The organism is Mesorhizobium sp. M5C.F.Ca.IN.020.32.2.1 (assembly GCF_004023105.1).
GTDB lineage: Bacteria > Pseudomonadota > Alphaproteobacteria > Rhizobiales > Rhizobiaceae > Mesorhizobium > Mesorhizobium wenxiniae.
This window is the reverse complement of the sequence record NZ_RZSX01000837.1, coordinates 1-2,734: the sequence shown is the minus strand read 5'-3', so window position 1 is coordinate 2,734 and position 2,734 is coordinate 1. Positions and strand designations below refer to the sequence as shown.

Genomic DNA, 2,734 nt, shown 5'->3' with positions numbered 1-2,734 from the left:
GCCCGAGAAATAGATACGAGCAAGAATGCTCTGATGGCGTCTGGCCATGGAGGCGCCGTCATTGTCCGAGACCCGGGACTTGCCGGCCGTGAGCTTCTCCCAAAGTTCCCGCAAACCCATCGCCCAGTTGCGGCTGACGAAATCGCCGTCGATGATCAGCAGCTTGCCGCCGGGCTTCAGCAGCGAGAACCATTCGGCAAAGGCCGTCTTCGGATCCACCAACGTCCAGACCAGGTGACGGGTGACGATGACATCGTAGCTCGCCCTGTCCTCGAGCGTCCGTTCAGCATCCCTCAGGATGAAGCGGATATCGGCGCCGCGTTTTTGTGCCTTGGCGCGCGCCTTGGCAAGCATGGCTTCCGACCAGTCGAGGCCTGTCACCACAAAGGCTAGATCGTGCATCAGATGCGAAATGACGCCTGTCCCACAGGCAAGATCCAGAGCCGCCCGCCCGGCTCCAGGCCCAAGGTGCCTGCTTATGAGCGCATGCCAGGCAGCGCGCTCGCGCTCGGAAAAAATCTCGTGGCCGACCTGCAGGTCGAACGTCTCGGCGCGATCGGACCAATAGTCCCGAATTTCGTCGCGCAGCGAATAGTTTGCGTGAGCCGTCATTGCCCGAAACGCTCTCCCCAAAAGCGGTACATTGGAATTGCTCTAAAAGATAATACTTGATTAGACAATTCAAGTTTTCTAAGCGGGGTGGGCAAAACTGAATTGCGAGAGCACAATGATTTTGAAGTCGATATTTGCGGCCGCGGTCGCCCTCGCGGCCTTCATGCCGCTTACCCTCGGCGCGCGCGCCGAGACCGTCACCGACATTAGTGGCCGTAAGGTCGAAGTGAAGACGCCGGTCGAGAAGGTCATCCTCGGCGAAGGCCGGCAAATCTACCTGATCGCCGCGCTCGATGCCGACAACCCCTTCAAGCGAATCGTTGGCTGGCGCGAGGATTTCTCCCAGGCCGATCCCGACAATTACGCCGTCTATCTGGAAATATTCCCCTCGATGGCCACGATCCCGACCTTCGGCGGTTTCAAGGACGGCACCTTCGACATCGAGCAGGCCATCGCGCTTCAGCCGGACGTGATGATCATGAACATCGAGTCCAAGCAGGCAACGGAGGACGCGCAATATATCGAAAAGCTCGCCGCCGTTGGCATTCCGGTGGTCTATGTCGATTTCCGCGAGCATCCCTTCACCAACACCGAGCCGAGCATGCGCCTCATCGGCAAGCTCTTTGGCCAGGAAAAGCGGGCCGAGGAGTTCATCGCCTACCGCGCCGCGCAGATCGCGCGCGTCACCGAGGTGATCGCAGAGAAGGATCCAAAGCGCCCAACCGTCTTCGTCGAGCGCGCCGGGGGCTATTCCGATGACTGCTGCATGAGCTTCGGCAACGACAATTTCGGCAAGTTCGTCGAGATGGCCGGCGGCCGGAATATCGCGGCGGATCTGATCCCGGGCACTTTTGGTGCGCTCAATCCCGAACAGATCATCGCGAGCGATCCCGACCAGGTGATTGTTACGGGCGGTAACTGGGAGGCTTATGTGCCGGGTGGCAAATGGGTCGGCGTCGGTCCCGGCGCGGACGAAACGGCAGCACTGAAGAAACTCAAGGGCCTGACGGAGCGGCCCGCCCTCACCGGCATCAGGGCGGTGGAGAACGGGCGGATCCACGCCATCTGGCACCAGTTCTACAACAGCCCCTATCAGTTCGTCGCCATCCAGCAGATGGCCAAGTGGCTGCATCCCGACCTGTTCGGCGATCTGGATGCTGAGGCCACCTTCAAGGAGTTGCACGAGAAGTTCTTGCCGGTCGAATACAGGCCTGGCCATTGGGTCTCGCTCTCCGATGAGCAGTGAACCCGCTACACTATCGGCCAAGGAAGGGCGCGGCCTCTACCGCGCACTTGTTCTGCGCAAGCAGCTTATGCTCGCAGGGCTCGCCCTGGCGCTGCTCCTGAGCCTTTGCGTCGATCTTGCGCTCGGCCCTGCCAGCTACAGCCTCGACCAGGTGGTGCTCGCGCTCGTTTCTCCCGCCAGCGTGCCCCCTCAGGTGCGCGTTGTACTGTGGGAAATTCGGCTTCCCATCGCGCTGATGGCCGTGGTCGTTGGCGCAGCACTGTCGGTCGCCGGTGCGCAGATGCAGACCATCCTCAATAATCCGCTCGCCAGCCCCTTCACGCTCGGCATTTCGGCGGCGGCCAGCTTCGGCGCCGCGCTCGCGCTCGCCTTCGGCGTCGCGCTCATCCCCGCCGCGATCGAATATGTCGTGCCGCTCAACGCCTTCGTGGTGGCGATGCTGACCGCGCTCGTCATCCACCTGCTGAGTCTCAAGCGCGGCGTGACGGTCGAAACCATCGTGCTTCTCGGCATCGCGCTCGTCTTCACCTTCAATGCGCTGCTGTCGCTCGTCGCGTATCTTTCCTCGGAGCAGGCGCTCGCCGCGGTCGTGTTCTGGACGATGGGAAGCCTCACCAAGGCCACCTGGCCCAAGCTCATCATCACCAGCCTCATCCTTATCGCAACGCTGCCGATATTCGCGCGCCGCGCCTGGGCGCTGACGGCGTTGCGGCTAGGCGAAGACAAGGCCGCGAGCTTTGGGGTCAAGGTCGCACGCCTGAGGCTCGAAACCATGATGATGGTGAGCCTGCTTGCTGCCATTCCCGTCGCCTTCGTCGGCACCATCGGCTTCATCGGGCTCGTCGGTCCGCACATCGCCCGCATGCTGATCGGGGA

At 61.8% G+C, this 2,734-nt stretch carries 3 protein-coding genes; 2 read left to right on the top strand and 1 reads right to left on the bottom strand.

The window, feature by feature from the left end; genetic code table 11:
* Positions 1 to 612 (bottom strand): class I SAM-dependent methyltransferase (locus tag EOA86_RS29635; RefSeq protein WP_164892103.1); only part of this gene is annotated, 612 nt, incomplete at its 3' end.
* A 163-nt stretch (positions 613 to 775) separates the two neighbouring features.
* Here EOA86_RS29635 and EOA86_RS29630 point away from each other — a divergent pair.
* Together EOA86_RS29630 and EOA86_RS29625 are read left to right on the top strand one after the other, a co-directional pair.
* The gene (locus EOA86_RS29630; protein ID WP_245497416.1) at positions 776 to 1,858 is read left to right on the top strand and encodes an ABC transporter substrate-binding protein; all 1,083 of its coding nucleotides are present in this window, start codon (positions 776 to 778) and stop codon (positions 1,856 to 1,858) included.
* Positions 1,848 to 2,734: iron ABC transporter permease (locus EOA86_RS29625; protein WP_164892102.1), on the top strand; the 887-nt coding region annotated here is incomplete at its 3' end. The genes EOA86_RS29630 and EOA86_RS29625, both read left to right, overlap by 11 nt.

Bases quoted from the DNA above. Each gene is read 5' to 3' on its own strand.
- EOA86_RS29630 (WP_245497416.1), top strand. From the start codon at position 776: ATGCCGCTTACCCTCGGCGCGCGCGCCGAGACCGTCACCGACATTAGT.